Genomic DNA, 22,034 nt, shown 5'->3' with positions numbered 1-22,034 from the left:
TCAGTCTTCCTTCCGGGGCGGTTTGCGTGCGGCGAACACGCGGTGGCCCAGTGGTTCGAGCGGATGTCCGGTGGCGGGCAGGCCGTCCGCGCGGAGGAGTCCGGCGCGGTCGAGGACGGCGTTCCACTGCGGCAGCGTCAGGAAGCTGGCGCGGTCCTCCGCCCGGTCGTCGGCGGCGTCGGCCATGAGGAACGCCTGCGAGGTCAGGATCCAGAACTCTTCGACGGTCGGTTCGGTGAGCAGCAGCCAGCCGCCGGGCACGAGAAGCTCCGTCAACCGGGCGACGGACGCGTCGGTGTCCTGGGCGGCGTTGAGCACTCCACCGCCGATGACGAGGTCGAACGACTCCGGCGAGAAGCCCTGGTCCGCGATCGGGACGTCGATGTCGAACCGTCCGAAGTGGACGCGGCGGTCCTCCTTCAGCCGCTCTCGCGCCTGGTCCAGGAAGTACGCCGAGACGTCGGTGTACAGGTACTCGACGTCGTCCAGCGCCGGGAGCACGTGTTCGGTGGTGGCACCGGTGCCCGCGCCGACCTCGAGGATCCGCGCCCGCCGTCCGGCCGTGATCCCGGCGGCCAGCGCGCTGACCGCGTGGTGCTGATAGCGGCCGGTCACGTTCTCGCGGTAGAGCGCCGCGGCGAGGTCGGTCCGGCCCTGGGGGAACAGCAGGTTGACCGCCTGCTCGCGACCGGCCAGCAGCTCGGGCAGTTTCCGCGCGTTGGCCATGGCGTAGTCGACGGTGCCCGCCGAGCCGACGGTGTCGAGCCACGCCTGCCGAGCCCTACGCCACGCTCCCTCCAGTGCCTCGTCCGAGTACTCGGCCGGATTCGGCACCGGCTGATGATCCTCGGTCAGCAGGCCCTCGGCCTTCAGGACGTCGAGCCAGCGTTTGAGCAACCGCCGATGGCCGGGAGTGATGGCGAGGATCTCTTCCTCCGGCCTGCCCAGAACCGGGCGGAGCACGTTGAGCATCGACAACAGCGCCGTGTGCCCGAAATCTTCGACCGCCCGGACGGCGGCGGCGAGGTCGACCTGCGCCAGAGCCCGGTCCGCGGCGGCACCGGCCGCGGCGACGTCGAGCCGCGTTTCGGGGGCCGTATGCCGCACGACCTCGACCCCGAACGTGTCCCGCACGGCGTCGGCTTCCGCGTCGGTGAGCCATCCGGTGCTCTCGATCCGGCGCAGGCGCGGCAGATCCGCGAGCAGCGCGGCCGGATGATCCGGCAGCTCCCGAAGCGTGGCCGCGGACAAGACGGCGTGCTCGGCGCCGGTCCGTTCGAGATGCGCGAGGACCTTCGCGGAACTCCAGCCGACTGGGATCTCGTCGGTGGCCACGGCGGAGAACAGGCGTTGCCCCGCGACGGCGAGCGGGGAATCCGGTTCGGGCAGGACCGAGTCCAGGGTGAACCCGGCCGCCGCGAGTTCGGCCCGCCAGCCGGGTTCGTCGAGGAACGGCGCGCCCGCGCGGCGATCGGCCGTGCCGGGCCGGGGCTTCCCGGCCGGAGCGGACAGCAGGAAGGCCATGGACGTCAGGAGGGCGTGGTTCTCGTGACTGGACTCGGTGAACACCAGCCTGGCGCCGGGTTCGAGCAGGCCGCGGATCCGGCGCAGTGTCCGGCCGAGATGCGCCGCGTTGTGCAACGCGTTCCCCGCGAACACCGCGGACGCGGCCGTGACCCCCTGATCGCCGAAGTCGCGGTCCATGTCGTGTACCGCCGTGGCGAATCCCGGCCGATGCCGGTACCGCTCGGCCGCGGCGACGGTGAACCCGCGCGACACGTCGGTGAACAGGTACTTCCCTTCCACCGCCGGAAGGATCGTCGCGGTGGCGAGCCCTTCGCCGCCGCCGAGCTCGAGGACGTCACGGGCGCCGCTGAGCACGTGCGCGGCGGCCGCGTTGAGATACCGGGTGAACACGTTGTCCTGGTAGGCGGCCAGCTCCGCGGCGTCGAACAGGTCGAACAACGTCACCCGGTCGGCCAGCAGATCCGCCAGCCTGCTCAGCGTCACCCGGTGGACCGCGGCCATCGCGGGCGGAAAGCCCAGTGCCGCATAGGCTTCCTCGAATTCGGGACCGGGCTCGGCGGCGTCGGGCGACGTGTCTTCGGCCGACAACGCCGCGCGCCAGCGTTCGGCCAGCCACTCGTGCCGGGGCGCCGGAACACCCGCGGACAGGGCCGCGGCCATCGCGCGCAGGCTGATCTCTTCGATCACCCGCAACGCCTTCGGGATGTCTTCGCCGTTCACAGCGCGCCCTCCTCTTCCAGCACGAGACGGCTCAGCGGGTGGTCGAAGACGCCGACGTCGACGGCACCCAGTCCGGCCAAGCCGTCCACAAGGGACTGTGGCCGGAGGACGTCGCCCGCGAAGTAGGAGCCGGGCGGGAGTTCGTCACGTTCGACCGCAGATACGGCCAGCGCGACGACGGCACCGGTCACCACACCGTTCCCCTTCGCGCGGAGCACGGCGGTGCGGCCGTCGGCTTCGGCGATCAGCACCACGCGTGGCGCCCGGTCGGCGAGGTCGAGACGACTCGCCCGGCACAGGTCCGCCACCGCCTCCTCCCGGCCGATCCCGTGGACCCGGTCGAAGGCACGGCCGACGTGGTCGCCGGCCAGCACCGTGTACCAGTCACCCTCGGCGACGCGCAGTGCCCGCGCGAGCCGTTCGGCCTCCGGGGTGAAGTACGGCAACAGGGTCACCGGCTCCGGGAAGAACGGCAGCGTGACCCCGGTTTCGCGGGTCAGCGCCCGCGAGCGCCGTTCGCCGCGCCAGGCCGCCAGCGCCTCGCCGTGACCGGCGGCGGCCGCGTGCAGGTAGTCCTCGGCGGCCGAGCGGCTGAACAGATCCGAGACACCGAGCCAGACCTTGAGGCCGTGGACTTCGGCGTCGCGGGCCAGCCAGCGGGGCAGCACCGCGGTGAGCCCGGGTTGCAGACCGGCCGACAGCAGCGCCGTCCGTCCACTATGGACGTCGACCGGTTCGTCACCGGACGCGTCGACGTAATGCGCCCCGGCCCGGCGGGCCGCCTCGGCGACCCGGTCACCGATGGCGTGCGCGGGTCCGGCGCAGTTCACCAGCACCTCGCAGCCGGAGGCGAACCGGTCCAGCGAGGCCGGGTCCCGGAAGTCCGCGACGGCGGATCCGGCCGCGCGCACCGGGCCGATCCCGAGCCGCTCCAGGAACCCCACCGCGTGGCGGCCGACGTCGCCGGTCGCGCCCAGTACGCCGATCACGCGCCACCCACCAGACGCCAGCCCCGCGCTTCCCGGCGTTCCTGCCAGAAGCTCGTGTACCGGCCGCCCGCGGCGAGGAGGTCTTCGTGTGTCCCCGATTCGGCGATCTCCCCGCCGTCGAGCACGAGGATCTGGTCGGCCGCCATCACCGTGGGCAGCTTGTGCGCGATGACCAGCAACGTCGAGGTGTCCTTCAGAGAGCGCAGCGCGTTCTGGACGTACCGCTCGTTCTCCGGGTCGAGCGCCGCGGTCGCCTCGTCGAGCAGCACGATCGGCGCGTTCTTGAGCAGCGCCCTGGCGATCGAGACGCGCTGGCGCTCACCGCCGGACAACGACGTGCCGCCCTCGCCGACCTTGCTCTGCCAGCCGCCCGGCAACCGGTCGACGATCTCGTCGACCCCGGCCAGCCTCGCCGCCTCCCGTACGTCCTCGTCGGAGGCGTCCGGCCTGCCGAGCCGGATGTTCGCCTCCAGGGTGTCGTCGAAGAGGTAGACGTCCTGCATCACCACGGACAGCTGCGCCATGAGATCCACAGTGGACAGATCGCGGACGTCCGCGCCGCCGACCGAGACCACCCCGTCGTCGACGTCGAAGAACCGCATGACCAGTCGCGTGATCGTGGTCTTGCCCGAACCGGAGGCACCGACGATCGCGGTCATCGTGCCCGGCGGGATCCGCAGTGAGACGTCGCGCAACACCGGTTCGCCCGGCCGGTAGCCGAAGGTCACCCCGTGCAGTGCGACCTCGCCCGGCACCGCGCCCGGCCGGGACTCCGCCGGTTCCACCAGCGGTTTCTCGTCGAAGATCGCGGCAAGCCGCCGCAGATCGTTGGCCGCCATGCGCAGCATCCCGCTCTGCCCGGCGAGTTCGCCGAGCGGGCCGGTGAACCGCGCCGCGAGCGCGAGCAACGCCACCAGCACCACCGGATCGATGGACCCGCCCGCCGCGAGCGACACCCCGACCGCGATCAGCGCGGCGAACGCCAGTTGCGCGGCGAGGCCGCTGGCGAGCAGGCGGGGCGCCGTCGTGCGGAGCATCCCGCCCCACGCCTTGCGCTGCTTTTCGATGGCGTCGTCGAGCGGCGGGTAGCCGTCGGTCGTCCGGCCGAACGCGCGCAACGCCTGCTGGGTGCGGGCGAACTCCACGACCCGGCTGCTGGCCACCGTGCTCGCCGCGTCGGTCCGCTCCTCGGACCGGCCGACCGACGTCGCCGCCCAGCGGTGTACGAGGTACAGCACCGGCGCGCACAGGACGGTGGCCACGGCGAGGCGCCAGTCGAAGAAGAACATCGTGATCGCGACGGTCGCCGGCGTGATGGTCCCGGTGGCGACCGGGGTGAGCAGATGCGCGGTGACGCTGGTGACCATCAGCGTGCCGCCGGTGGCGCTGCGGGAAAGCCTGCCGACCTTCTCCGACGAGAACCAGCCCAGCGGCAGGCTCGCGACATGGTCGCCGAGCCGGGGGTGCAGGCTGGTCAGCGTGACCAGTGACAGCGCGAACCCCTTCATCGCCTGCCGGTAATGCGCGACGCAGGCGAGGACGACGATCACCGCCGTCACCAGCAGCCTGCTCCACGCGTCACCGGGCGAACCGCTCAGCAGTGCTTGCAGTACCGGGACGAGCGAAGCCATCGCGAGTCCCTGCAACACGGCGTACGCGGCCAGCCAGGCGAAATAGCCGCGGATCGCGCGGCGGTGTTCCGGCCCCATGATCGCCAGCAGATCCTTGATCATCGGACGCCCTCCTCGGCACCGGCGTGCGCGTGCCACATCCGGGCGTAGCGGCCGTCGGCGGCCAGTAGTTCTTCGTGGGTCCCGGATTCGGCGACCACCCCGCGGTCGAGGACCGCGATCCGGTCGGCTCCGGCGATGGTGGCCAGCCGATGCGCGATCACCAGTACCGTGCGGCCGCGCGCGAGCGTGGACAGCGCCTGCTGGATCCGCGCCTCGGATTCCGCGTCGGCGTAGGCGGTCGCCTCGTCGAGGACGAGCACCGGGGTGTCGGCGAGCAGCGCCCGGGCGATCGAGATCCGCTGTGCCTCGCCGCCCGAGAACACCGCGTCCTCACCGATCACCGAGTCGTACCCCCGGGGCAGCGCGAGGATCCGATCGTGGATCCGCGCGGCCTCCGCGGCGGCTTCGACCTCGGCGTCCGTCGCTTGTGGACGGCCGAGACGCAGGTTGTCGGCGACGGTGCCGTGCAGCAGTTGGACATCCTGCAGGACGAAGCCGACCTTGCGGTACAGCACTTCCGGCGCGATCCGCCGGACGTCGACTCCGCCGAGCCGGACCGCGCCGCCGGTGACGTCGTAGAACCGCGGTACCAGCTTCGCGAGCGTCGACTTCCCCGCGCCCGAACTGCCGACGAGCGCGGTCACCGTGCCGGGACGGCAGACGAGGCTGACGTCCGCCAGCACGGTCTCGCCTTCGTTGTACCCGAACGAGACCCGGTCGAACTCGACCAGATGTCCCCGGGGTTCTTCGGGTTCGTCCACGATCGGCAGCACCGGCGTGTCCAGCAGCGCGCCGATCCGTTCGGCGGCCGCCACCGCCTTGCGCTGCGCCGTGAAGCCGTTGTTGAGGGTGAGCAGGGTGGACGGGATGATCATCGCGACCAGCACTTCGGCGAGGACGTCGACCGGGCTCACCCAGCCCTGTGCGACGAACCAGGTCCCGCCGGCCAGGCTCACCAAGGCGATCACCGGCGCCGAGAGAGCCAGCGACGTCAGCGCTTCGAGCCTGAGGATCGGTCGAACCCAACCGGCGTACCGCTCGCCGTAGTCGACGACGGCCTGCCGGTAGCCGCGGTGGGCACGCCCCGCCTGACCGAACGCCTTGACCACGGTGATGCCGTGCACGAACTCGACGATCGCCGCGCTCACCTTCGCGAAACCCGAGTCGAGTTCGCGCATCTTGTCGGCGAACCCGCGCATCATCGAGGCGTAGGCGAACAGGTAGACGGGCAACGTGACGATCGCGAGCAGCGCGAGCCGCCAGTCCAGCCAGCACAGGTAGGCGATCCCGCCGAGCGGCAGCACGATCGCGCCGGTCATCTCGACGTCGTGGTGCGCCACCAGATGGTGCAGCTCCTCGACGTCGTCCTGCGCGGCCTTGCGCACCTGCCCGGAGGTGACGTCGGTGTACCAGCCGAGCGGCACCGCGCCGAGCCGGTCCACCATCCGGCGGCGCAGGAGCGCCTGCAACCGCGCGTCGGCGATATGGGTCAGCCACAGGGCGAACCCGTTCAGCAGTGACCCCACGATCAGCGCGGCCACGACGACGAGCGCGACGGTGGTGAGCCGCCCGCCGTCCGGTGGGCCGTCCTCCAGCAGCACGCGCCCGAGTTCGGCGAGCCCGGCGAACGGGACGAGCGTCGTCAGCGACCCGATCGCGCCGACGAACATGCCGAGCCGGGTCAGCCCGGCGACGGGTCGCCGCAGTTCCTTCAACGGGGTCATGCGGTCACTCCCGAGGTGATGGCGGCGCCGAGATGGGCGACGACGACGTCGACGTTCGGCGGTTCGATGACGCTGAAATGGTTGCCGGGGACGTCGATCACGGTGAATTCGCCAAGGCAGGTCTGCTCCCAGAACGGCGCCGCGAGGTGCCCGACCCCGGCGGTGACGCCGAACGACTGCTGTTCGGTCGCCCGCAGGAAGGTCATGTCGCCGACGTACGGCTCGGGGTCGTACCTGGCCGCGCGCATGCTGTGACGGCAGACGCGGAACAGCGCCGGGACCAGTTCGGGGTCGACCGGGATCCCGGCCTGTTTCGAAGCCGCTTCGGCGTATTGCGCCAGCCGGGTCTCCTGGTCCAGTTCGTGCCGCCGCCGGACGGCCGCCGCGACGGCCTCCAGTCCGGGGTCGCCGGTGAGCGCGCCCATCGCCCCGGCGGGGACGTTCCGGTCGTGGTCGGTCATGAGCTTCTCGATCGCCCGGTACACGTCGGCACTGTCCACATCGGACCCGAAGACGGCGGCGACCGGATCGAGGTTGAGGTTCGGGACGAAGATCGCCTCGAACGCCAGCTCTTCCCCGGTTTCGAGGAACATCGGGATGCTGTCGACGAGGGTCAGGTCGTCGACCGGCACCCCGCGTTCCAGCAACCGCCGGGCGACCTCGGTGGCCAGCAGCCCGCCCAGGCAGTAGCCGATCAGCTGGAACCGCGTGCGCCCGGCTGCGAGCAGCCGGTCGGCGTAGTCGTCGGCCACCCGGCCGATCAGCCGTTTCGGGTCGATCTCGCAGTAGGCCTCCTGATCGGCGACGGCCACGCCGATCACCGGCCCGAGTTCCTGTGCCGCCAGCGCCTTCCCGAGCGACTGGAAGTAGTCCAGGGTGCCGAGCGCCGCGTGGAAGAGCACCCGCGCCGGGCCCTCTTCCCCGCCACCGAACGGAATCAGGAGCGCGTTGCCCGACCTGTCGGAGTCATCCACAGGTGTGGACAACGGTTGTGCACGCAGGGCCCTGGCCAGCGCGGACACCGTCGGCTCGTTGAGCATCTGCCGCAGCAGCGTGTCGTAGGTGAAGGGCCCGGCCTCCGGGATCTCCTCGCGCAACCGCCCGGCGACCCTGGCGAGCACGAGGGAATCGGCGCCGCGGTCGTAGAAGTTGTCGTCACGGCCGATCCTCGGCAGGCCGAGCGCCCCCGCCCACAACGCGGTGAGCCTGCCTTCCAGTTCGTCCGGCGGGCCGTCCTCGGCGGCGAGGTCGTCGTCGGGGAGGACCGGCCGCCAGCCCGCGAGGGTTTTGCGGTCGACCTTCCCGTTGCCGGTAAGCGGCAGTTCGTCGACGACCTGGACGTGTGCGGGGACCATATGCGCGGGGAGCCGTTCGGCGAGGAACGCGGTGAGGTCGCCGGCGGTGACGTGGCACCGATCGGTCTTGACGCGAGTCGCGAACAGCCGCATCCCCTGCGCGGCCTGCGGATGTCCGTCGCCGGGGAGGACGACGTCGGCGTCGACCAGACTCAACCAGTCCTCTGTGGACAGAAGCGGGGTCGCGCCGGTGCGGTGATCGCCACCGCCGGGTTCCATCATGAAGCCCTGGGTCAGCAGGATGTGCGGGTGTTCCTCGGTCGGTTCGGTGAACACGAGCCAACCACCGGGTGCCAGGAGTTCGGTCGCCGCGGCGATGGCGGCCGCCGGATCGCGGGTGCTGTTCAGGACGCCCGCGCAGAGGACGACGTCGAACGAGTTCGGCGCGTACCCCTGCGCCCGGAATTCCTGGTCGAGGTCGAACAGGCCGAACCGGGCGCGCGGGAACTCCTCGCGGGCGGGAGTGAGGAAGAACGGCGTGAGGTCGGTGAAGAGGTAGTCGACGTCGAAGCCTTCGAGCATCGGCAGGACCGCCGACGTCGTCGCCCCGGTGCCCGCGCCCGCTTCCAGCACCCGCAGCGGCCGGTCGCTCGCCGCCGCGATCCGGTTCAGCAGCGCGGCGGCGCCGTGGTTGAGATAGCGGGTGATGGTGTCGTCGCGGTAGATCGCCCGCGCGGTGTCCAGCCGTCCCTCGGGGAACAGCAGCTCGAACGGGTTCTGGTCGCCGTCCAGCAGGGCGTGGATGTGCTCGACGTGGAGTTCGTGGTAGCGCACGAACTCGGGCGTCGCCAGTCCCCGTTCGACCCGCCGCCATGCCTCGGCGACCAATTCGGGAGTGGCGTCGGCGAGGCAGGTGTAGTGGCCGTCGAAGCCGAGTTTCCCCGCGGCGGTGAGGAGAACGAGCCAGCGGCGGACCAGCCAGTGGTGCTGTTCGTGGATCCTCGCCGTCTCCAGGACGCCGTCCGCGTCCTGCGGTGTCTCGAACGCGCCGCGCTCGGTCAACGCGGTGAGCATGGACAGCAACGCGGCCTCATGCAGATCGCCGACATGCTCGGCGACCTGGTCTTCACCGATCCCGGCGACCTGGCGGTCGGCGAACTTGCGCACGGTTTCGGCCAGCCGTGGCGGAACTCCATCCTTTTCGGACTTCCGTGCGGGCTCGGCGAAACCGAGCAGCGCGCGTTCACCGTGCCGATCACCGGTCAGCACGACCGCGGCCGCGCCGACGTCCTCATGAGCCAGCAGCGCGGACTCGACCTCGCCGAGTTCGATGCGGTGGCCTCTCAGCTTGACCTGATCGTCTTCGCGGCCCAGGAACTCGATCTCGCCACCGGGCAGGTAGCGGCCGAGGTCACCGGTGCGGTAGAGCCTGGTCCCGTCGTGCGTGACGAACCTCGACGCGGTCAAGTCCTCATCGCCGAAGTACCCGAGGGCGAGACCCGCACCGATGATGTACAGCTCACCGGGAGTCCACACCGGACAGTCGTGATAGGACTCGTCGAGGATACGGAAGCCCTGATTGGTCAGCGGCTTCCCGTACGGGATGCTCACCCACTCCGGATCGACTTCTTCGATGGGATGGAAGATCGACCAGATCGCCGCTTCGGTGGCCCCGCCGAGGCTGACCAGACCGGCGTTCGCCAGCTTCGCGAACTGCGCGGGCAGCGTCACCGGGATCCAGTCCCCCGAGAGCAGCGCCAGGCGCAGACTCGGAATCGCCAGCGGCTCGGATTCGAGGTAGTTCGCCAGCATCTGGAGCTGGGCGGGCACCGAGTTCCACACCGTGACGCCGTGGTCCGCCACCAGCCGCGCCCAATGGGACGGGTCGCCCGGCCGTCCCGCGTCCGGTAGGACGAGGGCCGCCCCGGCCGAGAGCGTGCCGAAGATGTCGTACACCGACAGGTCGAACCCGAGCTGCGCGAGCCCGAGCACGCGGTCCCCGTCGGTGACGCCGAACCGGCGGGTGATGTCCTCGATGGTGTTCCGTGCCGCGCGGTGCGTGATCATCACGCCCTTGGGCTCACCGGTCGAACCGGACGTGTAGATCACGTACGCCAGCGCGTCCGGATCGCCCGGCTTCACACCGGGAATCTCGTCGGCGGGTTCGAGCGTGTCGACGTCGATGACCTCGACGCCGTCCGGCCGCCCGACCCAGGATTGGCTGAGCACCACCCGGACCCCGGCCAGGGCGAGGACTTTTTCCCGGCGCAGCGCGGGTTGTGTGGTGTCCACCGGCAGGTACGCGCCGCCCGCGAGCAGGATGCCGAGTACCGCGGCGACCTGCTCGGGCCCCTTGTCCATCACGACGGCGACGCGGTCCAGTTCCTTGCCACGCAGGGCTTCCGCGACCGCGCCGGCCCGGCGCGCGAGTTCGCCGTAGGTCAGGGTCCCGGCGGGTCCGGTGACCGCGATCGCCTCGGGCTCCCGCGCGGCGCGGGCGAAGAACTCTTCGTGCAGCGACGTTTCCGGCAGCGGCGCGGCCGTGTCGTTCACCGCGGCGCGTTCGGCGGCCTGCCACTCCGGCAGCGGAACCGGGCCGGTGCCTTCCCAGGCGTCACCGGACGCGGCCAGGCCGAGCAGGTGGGTTTCGAACGCGGCGAACATGTCGTCGATCAGGCCGTCCGGGAAGATCCCCCGCCGGACGTCCCAGCTGATCGCGAGACCGCCGGCGTCGTCGGTCACCTGGCAGTCGAGGAACACCTGCGGGGTCTGGGTGATGCCGTACCCGGTGGGCCGGTCACCCGAACCGAGGCCGATCCCGCTGGTGAACACGACCGGCATCAGCGCGGCTTCGCGGCCGCGGCGGCGGGCGATCTCCCGCACCACCTCGACGCCGGAGAACAGCCGGTGGTCCAGATCGGTGAACAACCGCTCGGCGAGCCCGCGGGCGCGTTCGTGGAAGGGTTGCCCTGCCTGGTTTTCGACCGCGAGAAGGGTCACGGAGGTGAAGTCGCCGACGAGCTTGTCGACCTGCGGATGCGTCGGCCGCCGGTTGAGCAGCGTCAGGTTGAGCCCGAACCGGGGCCGCCGGGACCAGCGGCGGAGCACGTCGGCGTAGGCGGCGAGGACGACGTTCGACGGCGTGAGACCGTATTGTTTCGCCCGCTCGCACAACGCCGTCCAAGTCGGGGCGTCGAGCCGGGTGTGCCGTCGTTCGAACCGCACCGGACCGGTGCTCTCCCCCGGTTTCCTCGGGAGTTCGGGCGCGGCCGGCAGCTCGTCGACGCGTGCCTGCCAGTACTCGCGATCGCGGCGGTACCGGTCGGTGTCCCGCAGAGCCCGTTCGGCCAGCAGGTGGTCGCGGAAGGTGATGTCGAGCGGCGGCAGCTCCGCGTGAGGGTCGGCGAGGAGCGTCTCGAGTTCCCCGAGGAGGATCCCGGCGCTCGCCCAGTCCGCGATCAGCGAGTCCATGGAGATGTGCAGCGTGCCGGGGGTGACGTGCAGGTCGAACAGCGGCCAGCGCGTGGTCTCGTGGACGCGGTGCCCCAGTTCCGCGCGAACGGCGGCCGGATCCTCCGACCGGCCGACGCGGAAGCGCGGCACCTCGGGCAGGACATGCTGGTAGCCGTCCGGCTCGACGACCGCCCTGAGCATGTCGTGGCGGGCGACGAGGATGTTCCACGCCTCCTCGACCCGCTCGGGCTCCAGACCGGGGTAGGCGACTTCGAGGTAGCCGTGACACGCGACTCCGCCGTACCCGAAGGGATCCTGCCTGCCCAGGAGGTACGCGGTCTGGACGTCGGTGAGCGGGAACGGCTCGTGGCGGGCCTCCGCGTCGTGGCTGATGGCCTGCTCGTCGGTTCGGAGGAGGGCGAGGATCGTCGCCTTGTTCGCTTTGAGGGTCGCCTTGTGCGCGTCGGTCAGGACGCCGCGGGGAGCGCGGAACCTCAGCTGCCCGGCCTCGGCCCACAACCGGACGCCCAGTGCGCGCAGCTCGTCGATGATCTGCTCGGTCATACCAGCGAAGCTCCTTGTTCGGTTCGGGACGGGTCGCTCAGCAGGCGGGCGATGACGCGGTCCGGGTCGGCGCCCGCCCCGGCCAGTTCGGCGGTCGGCGCGGTGAGGACGGACCGGCCCGCGTGCAGTACCAGCAATCGGTCCGATGTGGACACCGCGACGGCGGCGTCGTGGGTGATCAGGACGACCGCCAGGCCCAGTTCCGCGCGGAGTCCGTTCAGCAGGCTGATGACTTCCGCCTGGGTTTCGGTGTCGAGCGCGGAGGTGACCTCGTCGCAGATGAGGACTTCCGGTTCCGCGGCGAGCGCCCGCGCCAGCGCGACGCGCTGCCTTTGCCCTCCGGACAGTTCTCCCGGCAGCCTTCTGTCCATTGTGGAGTCGAGACCGACCGCTTGGAGCAGTTCGGCGACCCTGGCGTCCTGCTCCGCACGGGACTTGACGCCGCGCAGCAACCGCATCGGGCGGGTGAGCGCGGTGCGGACGGTCTGGCGCGGATGCAGGGCTTCCGCCGGATTCTGGGCCACTAGGGCGATCGCGGCTTTCTGGTGCTTTTCGCGGTCGCGGACGTCGGGTGCGAGCGGGTCGTCGTGGAGCGTGACGGTTCCCGAAGTGGGGCGGTGGAGCCCGGCGAGGCAGCGGGCGAGGGTGCTCTTGCCCGCGCCGGAGACACCGAGGACGGCGAGGCACTCACCCGGGCTGATACTGAGGTCGACTTCGGACAGGACCGGGGTTCCGCGATATCCTGCGGTGAGCTTTTCGGCCCTCATGACCTCGGTTTGGGCGCCCGCGCGCGCCATGAAAGGTCCTTTCCTTGCAAATTTTGCAAGGAAAGGACCTTTCATAGCAGTCTCGGGACCGGAAACCCGGCCCCCGTCGAGCATCACGACCCGGTCCACCTGATCACGGACGGTGGCCAGGTCGTGCGTGATCCACAGCAGCGCGACGCCGTCCTCTCGCAGCCGCCGGATCTCGGCGAGCACCTCCGCCTTGGCCAGGAGATCCAGTGCCGTCGTCGGCTCGTCCAGCACCAGCAGCCGCGGCGAGCGCGCCAGCGCGACGGCGAGCGCGACCCGTTGCTGCTGCCCGCCCGAGAGCTGGTGCGGGTACCGGCGCGCGAGGCTCGCGGGCAGCGCGACCCGGTCCAGCAGGGTGTCGGCGAAGTCGCGCGGCACCCGGCGGCCGGCGGCGGTCCGCAGGATCGAGGCGACCCGGGCGTAGGGGTTCAGCAGCGAACCCGGGTCCTGCCCCAGGTAGCCGACCGGGCCGGTGACCTCGACCGTTCCGGCGGTCTGCCGGACACCGGGCCGCTGGTGCCCGAGCACCGCCAGCGCCAGCGAGGTCTTCCCCGCGCCCGACGGCCCGGCCAGCGCGACGGCCTCGCCCTCGGCGATCGTCAGGTCGACCCCGGCGAGGATTTCGTGGTCCCCGGCCGACAACCGAAGACCGGAGATACGCACCAGGCTCATGTCAGCCGCTCCGCGGTCCGGTTGGCGGCCACTGCGAGGATCGCGATCCCGGCGACCGGGACGAGCAGCGCCCACGGTTGCAGCGCGGCGCCGGGCAAGGCCTCCACGATGAGCAGTCCCCAGTCCGAGTCCGAGGTGCTGAGCCCGAGGAATCCCGCCGCCGCGACCAGGTAGACCGCCGTGACGAACCGGACGCCGAGGTCGGCGGCCAGCGGACCGGCCACCAGCGGCAGGACTTCGCGCCCCAACAGCCAGGTCCAGCGCTCGCCCCTGGCGATCGCGGCTTCGACGTGCGCCCGGCCGCGGACCTGTTCGGCGGCCGCCCGCGCGACCCGGGCGGAGAGCGGGATGCTCGCCACGGCGACCGCGAGGATCAGCCCGGTGCGGTTCGGCACGGCGGTCAGCACGAGCAGCGACACCAGGATCGGCGGGACGGCGGCGAGCGTGTCGAGCGGCCGCATGAGCACCGGTTCCACCCAGCGGCGGCGCGCCAGCGCGGTGACCAGGCCGATCGCGGCGCCGAGACCCGCGCCCGCGAAGGCGGACACGAGACTCGTCAGCAGGAGAGGCCTGCCACCGTGGAGCACGCGGGAGAGGACGTCGCGGCCGAGGTGGTCGGTGCCGAAGATCCCGCCGGTCCCTGGTGGCGAATACGGCGGGGCCACCGGCTCGGTCGCGGAATGCGGCGCCAGCTCGGGTCCTAAAAGGACGATCGCGAGCAGCAGGAGCCCCGCCACGACGAGGGTACGGCGGATCATCGCGCGCCTCCCGTCCGCAGGCGGGGGGTCAGCAGGACGACGGCGAAATCGGCCAGCAGCAGCGCCAGCAGCATCAGCGCGCCCAGGACGAGTACGACGGCCTGCACCACCGGCAGGTCCCCGGTCTGCACCGAGGACACGAGCAGCTCGCCGATCCCCGGATAGCCGAACACCTTCTCCACCAGCACCGCGCCGCCGACGAGCGCGACCCCGGTGACGAGCCAGACCTGGACCGCGACCGGCAGCACGGCCGGGACGACGAGCCGTCGTGCCAGTACCGGCCAACGCACCCCGTTGAGCCGCAAGAACTCCGCTTGCGGTCCCGAAAGTGTTTGCGCCGCCGCGCCGCGGATGACCCGGACCGCGTAGGCGGATCCGGCCAGCACCAGGCTGGCCACCGGCAGGACGAGCACCTCGGGATACGCGAGCGGACTCGCGCCGGCGGGCAGCAGCGACACCGCGGGGAACCATCGCAACGTCACCGCGAACAGCAGCACCAGCCCGCCCGCCACGACGAACTCCGGCACGGACACCAGCAGCAGCGAGCCCGCCGAGATCGTCTTGTCCACGGCCCGGCCGCGGCGCCAGGCCGCCCACAGCCCGAGTCCCAGCGAGAGCGGGGCCAGCAGCAGGACGGCCAGCCCGGCGAGCAACGCCGAGTTGCCGACCCGGTCCGAAAGCAGCTCCGTCACCGGACGCCCGCTCACCGACGTCCCGAGATTTCCGCCGAACAGACCGGAAACCCAGTCGGCGTAGCGCACCGGCAACGGCCGGTCGAGGCCGAGCCGGGCACGCAACGCGGCCGCCTGCTCCGGCGTCGCGGAGATCCCGAGCCTGCTCGTGACCGGGTCGCCGGGCAGCAGGTCGACCCCGGCGAACACCAGGATCGACAACGCCACCAGCATGCCGAGCCGGGTCACGAGTTTGCGGGCCAGACCCGTCACGCCAAACCCGCCTTGCCCAGATACGGGTACTTGGCCTGATCCCGCACGGTGATCCCGGCGACGGATTTGCGCGCGAGGCTCAGGACATCCGCCTGGCCCCAGACGATCGTGTTGCCGCGGTCGAACATCACGTCCTGGACCTCGGCCCACGCCCGGGCGCGGACGCCCTCGTCGGTACTGGCGATCGCGGTGCCGAACGCCGCCTTGAGCCGCTCGTCCGGGAACGCCAGTCCCGGGAACCCGGTGAGCCTGCCGTACATCACCGCGAGCGGGACGGCGCCGCTGGAGAACGACACGCCGTGCGCGGCGGCCACCGCCTCGGGCCGGAAGAACTCGGCCGGGCCGACGATCTGCGGTTTCACCACGAGCCCGATGGCCTTCAGCTGCTCGGCGAGCAGTTGGGTGGAGGCGTTGTAGCCGATCTCGTACTCCGCGGTCCGGATGGTCACTTCCGCGCTTTCGGCCCCGGCCTCGCGGACGAGCCCGCGTGCCTTGTCGAGGTCGCGGGCGAGCGGTTCCTTGGCGGCGAAGTACTTCGCGCCCGCGCAGAGCAGGTCGTTGCCCACCGAGCCGTAGCCGAGCAGGATCGTGTCGACCAGCGCCTGCCGGTCGATCGCCAGCCGGACGGCCTTGCGGACGCGCGGATCGTCGAACGGCCTGAGCGCGGGGTTGAGCACGAAGCCGAACGCGGTGCGGTTGTTCTCGCCCGCGGTCCGGATCTCGAGGTCGGCGTTGGCGACCCCGGTCTTGGCCGTGGTGAAGGGGATGTCCCCGGCGAAGTCGGACTGTCCGGTAAGAACGGTGTTCACCTTGGCCTGCGGGTCGGTGAGGCTGAGCAGGACCAGCTCGTCCGCCGGTGCGGCGCCGCCCCAATAGCCGTCGAACCTGGCGAGCCGGGCTTCCCGGCCGGCTTCGAACGCCGTCACCCGGTAGGCGCCGGTGCCGACGGCGGTGGCCGCGGTGAACGACGTCGCACCGTCCTTGACCATCTTCGCCGGGAAGGCGGCCAGGAACAGCGCCGGATCGCCGAGTGCCTGCTTGGTGGACACCTCCAGGGTCAGCGGATCCCGGACCCGCACCGCCGCCGAGTCCACAAAGGACCCCAGCTGACTCGGGTATGCCCGTTCCGGCGCGTTCATGTAGCGGAAGCTGTAGGCGACGTCCTGCGCGGTGAACGTCGACCCGTCGTGCCAGTGGACGCCCTCGCGCAGGCGCAGCACGAACGAACGGCCGTCCGGCGCGGGTTCCGCGGCCAGCGCGAGCCCGGGCACGACCTCGGCATTGTCCAAAGTGAACAGTGAGTCGAAAAGGACGTCGTGGCGCACGAAGTCGATCGGTGATCCGCCCGCGTACGGGTCGAGGCTCTCCCCGGCGCCGCCACCGGTGAACACGGCCCTCAGCACTCCACCACGCCTGGCGGCCGAAGTTCCGGCACCGGCGACCGGGGCGGACACCGGAGCCGAAGTACCACAGGCGGCCAGCAGGAAACCGGCACCGGCGATTCCGGCGGTCCGGAACAGATCGCGGCGGGTGAAGGACATGGTGCTACTCCAGGGTTCTCGGGGGTGGTTCAGTGGATTTCGGCGCCGTGCAGCAAAGCGGGATCGAGCGGACCGGACAGGCCTTCGAGTTCGATCGCGCGGATCCGGGTGGTGGCCGCCGTGGTGACGGCGAACGCCGGATCGCCGCCGGTGATCCGGTCGAAGGCGGGGCGATCGGTCGCGGCGACGTCGATCACGACGGTGCGCAGGCCCTTCGCGCCGTTCGGATGGTCGACCTCCGGCGGATGCTGCGGCGGGTCGTAGGGGCTCACCAGGAACGGCAATCGATCCTGGCGGGGGTAGGCGAACTGGAACCTTGTCCGCTCGCCGTCCGGTTTGGTCCGGGTCCAGCGCACCACCCGGCCCGTCCGGATCCCCTCCGCCCGCAACGACTTCACCGGACCGGCGAGATCCGGCTCGTCGATCAGCACGGCGACGTCGCAGAATCCTTCGTTCGCCACGGCCCAGCGCGTCATCCGCACCCCGGCGCCGCGGCCGAACGCGAACTCGATCGGCCACTTCAGCCGGTGCGCTCCCGGTGGCGTGGTCAGCAGTTCGATGATCGGACCGTCCTCGAACCAGATGTGCGCGTGTTTGGCCTTGTCCTCCGCGCTGGCGTAGTCGACGACGAACCCCAGCTCACGGAAGTCGCGCACGGCCTGATGCAGGTCGTCGACCTTCAGCAGCACATGACTGCAGCGGGCCATCATCACTCCTTTGTGGACAGAGCGGACCAGGGGATCTCGGCGGGCACACCGGGATGGATCAGTTCGGGCAGCCCGATCGCCGCGGTGAGGTCGCGCCAGGCCGTCGAGACGCCGAGCGCCCACTGCCCGGACGCGGCCCGCCGTGCCGGTTCGTCGATGTCCCGGCACAGCTCCCGCAGGCTCTCGGCGACCGCGTCCGGCCAGAGATCGGCGAAGACGTCGTGGTAGGTGCCGGGTTCCTCGTCGCCCAGCGGCACGGTGGTCGTGACACCGAGGCGTTCGGTCCCCGGCCCGGCCATCACCAGCCGCCCGGTCTCGTCGCGTCCGGCGTGCAGCCTCGGATTCCACAGCACGGGTCCGTGGGTGTCGGCGAGGGTGAGCACGCCGCCTTCGGCACCGAGGGAGATCCGGTGCAGCAGGAAGGAATGGTTGTCGGCGTCGTCCGGATCGACCTGGTTCTGCACGCGCAGGGTCACCGGGATCCCGCCGACGACGGCGTGCAGCTGCCGGAACGGTTGCGGTGTGGCGAGATCGGCGAACGGGAACGCCTGGACCGCACCGAACGCCCAGGGCCGCAGCCCGCCCGCGATCCGGCCGAGGACGTCGAGCAGCGGGTAGGCGACCTGGCTGTTGCAGGCGGTGTCGATGAAGGCGATCTCCTGCCGTTCGCGCAACGCCTTCGCCGCGGCCAGGAACCGCCGGACCGGCCGCAGCCGGGGATACAGCGTGTTGACCGAGTACGCGGTGCCACCGGCGCGGGCCGCCCGCAGGCAGGCGGCGATCTCCTCGGCGTGCACCGGATGTTCCTGCAGCACCGGGATTCCCCGGCGCAGGAAGGTCTGGGCCAGTTCCGATCCGCTTCCTCCCAGCGCCCCGGAACGGACGACCACGCAGACGATATCGATTTCCGGCACCTCGTCCGGCTTGGTGTACAGCGGAACCCCGTACCGGCGGGCGCAGTCGGCGGAGTACGCGCTGCCACCGGCGAGAACGCCCGCCAGCTCGAAGGATTCCGGATCCGACCGGACGGCGTCGAGGTAGATCCGGCCGAACGCGGTGCCCGCCACCACGACCTTGCGCCGGGTCACGGGAGCACGGCCGTGGCCAGTGCGGGCACCAGGAACCGCGAGACACTGCGCAGTTTCTCGCGAGTCTCCTCGAGTTCACGGTCCGGAGTGGACTGTGCGACGATCCCCGCTCCGGCCCGCAACCACGTCCGTCCTTCGTACCGGAATACGCTGCGCAGAAGCAAAGCCGCGTCGAGCGAGCCGTCGGCGTCGGCGGTCAGGACGGCGCCACTGTAGAGCCCGCGCGGTCCGGATTCCAGCCGTCCGATGGCTTCGCACGCCGCCGCCTTCGGGATGCCGGAGGCGGTGACGGCGGGGAACAACGCGGCCAGCGCGTCCCAGGCGGTCTTGCCGTCGGCCAGGTCACCCGCCACGTCCGAGCCGAGATGCTGGACGCTGCCGCGTTCGCGGACCGACATGAATTCGCTGACCCCCACGGAATCCGGGGCGCACACCTCGTCCAGTTCGGCCGCGGCGAGCCGCACCGAGATGGCGTGCTCGAAGACCTCCTTGGCGTCGCGGTAGAGCTCCGCACGGCGGGCGACGTCGAGCGCGTCGCCGTCGAGTGCCCTGGTCCCGGCCAGCGGCTGGGTCCTGGCGCGGCCGTCCGCGGTCACCCGCGCGACGATCTCCGGGCTGAACCCCGCCGCCTCCCAGCCGCCGAGCCGGAGCAGATAGGAACGGGCGGGATCGTTGCCGCGCCGCCCCGCGAGATATGTGGCCGCGAGGTCGAGATCACCCTCGACCGGGACCACCCGGGACAGGATCACCTTGTCGAGCTTGCCCGCGCGGATGTCACCCACCGCGGCGGCGACCATCTCCCGATACGCGGCCGCGTCATGGTCGAGGTCGACCGGGACCCGAGCGTCCTCAGGCGGTTCGGGGGCGATGGCGACGGCGAGGCGATCGGCGAGTTCATCCACTTCGGACTCGGTGGCCGCGCGGACCAGCGCGCTCGCACCGTCGAGCCGGACCTCTGCCCGCGGGATCATCAGGCAGGCCAGCGGACCCGGCGCCGAAGCGGTGTCGTGCAGGACGTGCGCCAGTTCGAAAGCGGCCCATCCGTACGCCCGCCAGTCGGCGATCCCGGCCGCGGCGAGCGCCTTTCCCACGACGTCGAGCGGCTTTCCGGCGAACTCGGTTTCCCGGTCTTCGGTGATCAGCCTCGCCCCGCCGTCGTGGAGTTCGACCGTCGCCCAGGCGTTCTCGGCCCACGAGACCGTTCCCCGGTTCTCGTAGCCGACCTGGACGCCGGGCCGGTCCCTGGCCAGCGCGGCGAGCGTGGTGACGGCGTCGGCGGCGAGCGGGATCCGCCGCTCGGCATAGCGGTATCGCGACAACACGGAACTCCTTGTCAGAAAAGAGGTCAGGCCGCTGCGGGGATGGCGCAGGCCTCGACCAGCAGGGCGAGCACGGTCTTCTCCCGCGGTATCAGGTAGAAGTGGCCGCCGGGCAGGACATGCGTGGTGCACGTCCCGTTCGTCGTGTGCCCGGCCCAAAGTCCGGCGCGGCGGGCGTCGACCTCCGTGTCCTCGTCGCCGACGAGGACGGTGAGCGGGCAGGACGGCTCGCGGCCGGGGAGCCGGCGGTAGTTCTCGGCGAGCCGGAAGTCGGCGCGGATGGCGGGCAGGAACACCGACCGCGCGTCCTCGCTCGCCAGCAGTCCGGGTTCCGTTCCCCCGAGCCGGACCAGTTCACCGACCAGCTCGTCGTCGGACAGCAGGTGTTTCGTGCCGCCGGGCGCGTCACCGGGTGCCCGTCGCCCGGAGACGATCAGCCGCGCGGGCGGCACGTCGCGGCGGGTGAGTTCCCTGGCCACCTCGTAGGCGACGAGCGCGCCGAGACTGTGTCCGAAAAGGACGGTCGGACGGTCGGCCAGTGGTTCGAGCGCGCGGGCGATCTCGTCGACCAGTGTCGACATCGACGTCAGGGGCGGCTCGGCCAGCCTGTCCGCGCGACCCGGATACCGCACGGCGGCGACGTCGATCTCCGCCGGGAGCTTCGTGCTCCACGGTGCGAAGAACGCGGCGGACCCGCCGGCGTGCGGGAAGCACACCAACCGCGTTCCAGCCCGCGGCCTCGGTCTCCACCGGTGCAGCCAGACGTCACCCGTTCTGCCATCCGCTCCCCCAGACATCGCGTTCCTCCCATACCCGCAGTGACCGCTTCCCCTCAACCCCATCCCACGTTAGAGTAATGACAACGGTTTTCATAGTCGAATACGTGAGGTGTATCGGTGATCTGCGACGCGATAGTTAAGGTAGCCTTACCTAACTAGAAGGGAAGCCCGTGCGCAAGACCATGGCGCCACTACTCCTCGCGGTACTGGTGGTTTTCTCCGCCCAGCAACTGATCACCCCGATCCTGGCGCCGCTCTCACGGCGGCTGGATCTCACGGAAAGCCAGCTGGGGCTGGTCATCACCACGGCCGCGATCGCGCTGACCATCGCCAGCACGCTCTGGGGACGGGCGCTCGACCGCGTCGGCGTCCGGAAGGTGCTGCTCGCCGGGCTGGTGCTGGCTACCCTCGGATTGACCGGGTTCGCCGTGGCCTCGGCACTCGGCCTCGCCGAGGTCCTGTCGTCGTCCTCGGTGCTCGCGCTGATGCTCGCGACCCGGAGCCTGTTGTTCGGGGCCGGGATCGCGGCCCTCCCGGTCGCGGCGCTCGCGGCCGCCAGCGCGGCGACGTCCAACGAGGCCGACCGGACCAAGGCCGTCGGCCTGGTCGGCGCGGTCCAAGGCATCTCGCTGGTCCTCGGACCCGCCCTCGGCGGGGCGCTCGCCGTCGTTTCACTGACCCTGCCGCTTTATCTGGCCCCGGCGTTGACCGCGTTGCTCGCGATCTGGGTGTTCGCGACCGCGGGCCGCACCCCGCACGTCCGTCCGGAAGGCCCTCGCGCGGCCGGGGTGAAACCATGGGACGCGCGGCTCTGGCCGTTCTTCGCGATCGGTTTCCTGTTGTACCTGTCACTCGGGCTAGTCCAGGTGATCACCGGCTTCCTCATCGCGGACCGGCTGAACCTCGCGCCGGAGAAGACCGCGGGCTCCGTCGGCGTCGCGCTGTTCGCGGCGGGACTGGTCCTCGTGGCCGTCCAGGGCGCCGTCGTCCCGAAGCTCGCCTGGCCGGCCGTACGGCTGATGCGCGTCGGCGCGCCGATCGCCGTCGCGGGGTTCGTCCTGCTCGCGTTCGCGGGCCAGCTGTGGTCGATCACCGCCGCCTTCGCCGTCCTCGCGCTCGGCCTCGGCCTCGCGCTCCCCGGGTTCACCGCCGCGCCGACGCTGATGGTCGGGCCGGAGCAGCAGGGTTCGGTGGCGGGCCTGGTCAACGCCACGACCGGGGTGACGTTCATCGTGGGGCCGCTGCTGGGCACCGCGCTCTACGAGGCCGAACCGACGGCGCCGATCTTCGCCGCCGCCGGTGCCGCGGCGGGCGCGTTGCTGCTGGCGTTGTTCTCACCGGCGGCGCGGCACCTGGAGTCGAAGGCGAACGAGGCGGTGACAGTCTCCAAGTAACCCTCGTGAGTGGTAATGACGGTCCTATTGAGG

14 protein-coding genes are annotated in these 22,034 nt (G+C 71.2%); 1 reads left to right on the top strand and 13 read right to left on the bottom strand.

Features of this window, described 5'->3' with window-relative positions; genetic code table 11:
• From SD37_RS07350 to SD37_RS07290, 13 genes are read right to left on the bottom strand one after another with little or no spacing between them, the layout of a single operon-like run.
• Nucleotides 1-2,247: a class I SAM-dependent methyltransferase gene (locus tag SD37_RS07350; protein ID WP_052675002.1), complete on the bottom strand. Its 2,247-nt coding sequence runs from the start codon at nucleotides 2,245-2,247 to the stop codon at nucleotides 1-3.
• Entirely contained in the window at nucleotides 2,244-3,236 is a 993-nt protein-coding gene (locus SD37_RS07345; RefSeq protein WP_044852409.1) for a saccharopine dehydrogenase family protein, read from the bottom strand. Before SD37_RS07345 ends, SD37_RS07350 begins: the two co-directional genes overlap by 4 nt.
• Nucleotides 3,233-4,969, bottom strand: a complete 1,737-nt coding sequence (locus tag SD37_RS07340) for an ABC transporter ATP-binding protein (protein ID WP_065912759.1) — start codon at nucleotides 4,967-4,969, stop codon at nucleotides 3,233-3,235. The genes SD37_RS07345 and SD37_RS07340 overlap by 4 nt, the downstream gene beginning before the upstream one ends.
• Complete coding sequence (locus tag SD37_RS07335) at nucleotides 4,966-6,693, bottom strand: ABC transporter ATP-binding protein (RefSeq protein ID WP_044852407.1); 1,728 nt, start codon at nucleotides 6,691-6,693, stop codon at nucleotides 4,966-4,968. The genes SD37_RS07340 and SD37_RS07335 overlap by 4 nt, the downstream gene beginning before the upstream one ends.
• Entirely contained in the window at nucleotides 6,690-12,005 is a 5,316-nt protein-coding gene (locus SD37_RS07330) for a non-ribosomal peptide synthetase (RefSeq protein ID WP_044852406.1), read from the bottom strand. The genes SD37_RS07335 and SD37_RS07330 overlap by 4 nt, the downstream gene beginning before the upstream one ends.
• The gene (locus SD37_RS07325) at nucleotides 12,002-13,471 is read right to left on the bottom strand and encodes an ABC transporter ATP-binding protein (protein WP_052675001.1); all 1,470 of its coding nucleotides are present in this window, start codon (nucleotides 13,469-13,471) and stop codon (nucleotides 12,002-12,004) included. The genes SD37_RS07330 and SD37_RS07325 overlap by 4 nt, the downstream gene beginning before the upstream one ends.
• Nucleotides 13,468-14,229 carry an ABC transporter permease gene (locus tag SD37_RS07320; RefSeq protein ID WP_044852405.1) on the bottom strand — a complete coding sequence of 254 codons (762 nt, stop codon included), beginning with the start codon at nucleotides 14,227-14,229 and terminating at the stop codon, nucleotides 13,468-13,470. The genes SD37_RS07325 and SD37_RS07320 overlap by 4 nt, the downstream gene beginning before the upstream one ends.
• Complete coding sequence (locus SD37_RS07315; protein ID WP_236725287.1) at nucleotides 14,226-15,173, bottom strand: ABC transporter permease; 948 nt, start codon at nucleotides 15,171-15,173, stop codon at nucleotides 14,226-14,228. Before SD37_RS07315 ends, SD37_RS07320 begins: the two co-directional genes overlap by 4 nt.
• Nucleotides 15,170-16,714, bottom strand: coding sequence for an ABC transporter substrate-binding protein (locus tag SD37_RS07310; protein WP_044852404.1), 1,545 nt, complete (start codon nucleotides 16,712-16,714; stop codon nucleotides 15,170-15,172). The genes SD37_RS07315 and SD37_RS07310 overlap by 4 nt, the downstream gene beginning before the upstream one ends.
• A gap of 29 nt (nucleotides 16,715-16,743) precedes the next feature.
• On the bottom strand, nucleotides 16,744-17,421 hold the full coding sequence (locus SD37_RS07305; RefSeq protein ID WP_201788870.1) for a VOC family protein: 678 nt from the start codon (nucleotides 17,419-17,421) through the stop codon (nucleotides 16,744-16,746).
• 2 nt (nucleotides 17,422-17,423) lie between these two features.
• On the bottom strand, nucleotides 17,424-18,509 hold the full coding sequence (locus SD37_RS07300; protein WP_044852402.1) for a Gfo/Idh/MocA family oxidoreductase: 1,086 nt from the start codon (nucleotides 18,507-18,509) through the stop codon (nucleotides 17,424-17,426).
• On the bottom strand, nucleotides 18,506-19,831 hold the full coding sequence (locus SD37_RS07295) for a salicylate synthase (protein ID WP_236725286.1): 1,326 nt from the start codon (nucleotides 19,829-19,831) through the stop codon (nucleotides 18,506-18,508). The genes SD37_RS07300 and SD37_RS07295 overlap by 4 nt, the downstream gene beginning before the upstream one ends.
• Before the next feature lie 23 nt (nucleotides 19,832-19,854).
• Nucleotides 19,855-20,544 carry a thioesterase II family protein gene (locus SD37_RS07290; protein ID WP_236725285.1) on the bottom strand — a complete coding sequence of 230 codons (690 nt, stop codon included), beginning with the start codon at nucleotides 20,542-20,544 and terminating at the stop codon, nucleotides 19,855-19,857.
• A gap of 233 nt (nucleotides 20,545-20,777) precedes the next feature.
• Between SD37_RS07290 and SD37_RS07285 the strand changes: the two genes are divergently transcribed.
• On the top strand, nucleotides 20,778-22,001 hold the full coding sequence (locus tag SD37_RS07285) for an MFS transporter (RefSeq protein ID WP_052675000.1): 1,224 nt from the start codon (nucleotides 20,778-20,780) through the stop codon (nucleotides 21,999-22,001).
• The last annotated feature ends 33 nt before the right edge of the window (nucleotides 22,002-22,034 follow it).

Source organism: Amycolatopsis orientalis, from assembly GCF_000943515.2.
Taxonomy (GTDB): domain Bacteria; phylum Actinomycetota; class Actinomycetes; order Mycobacteriales; family Pseudonocardiaceae; genus Amycolatopsis; species Amycolatopsis orientalis.
Note: the sequence above shows the minus strand (reverse complement) of the source record. Positions and strands in the feature narration are given on the sequence as shown.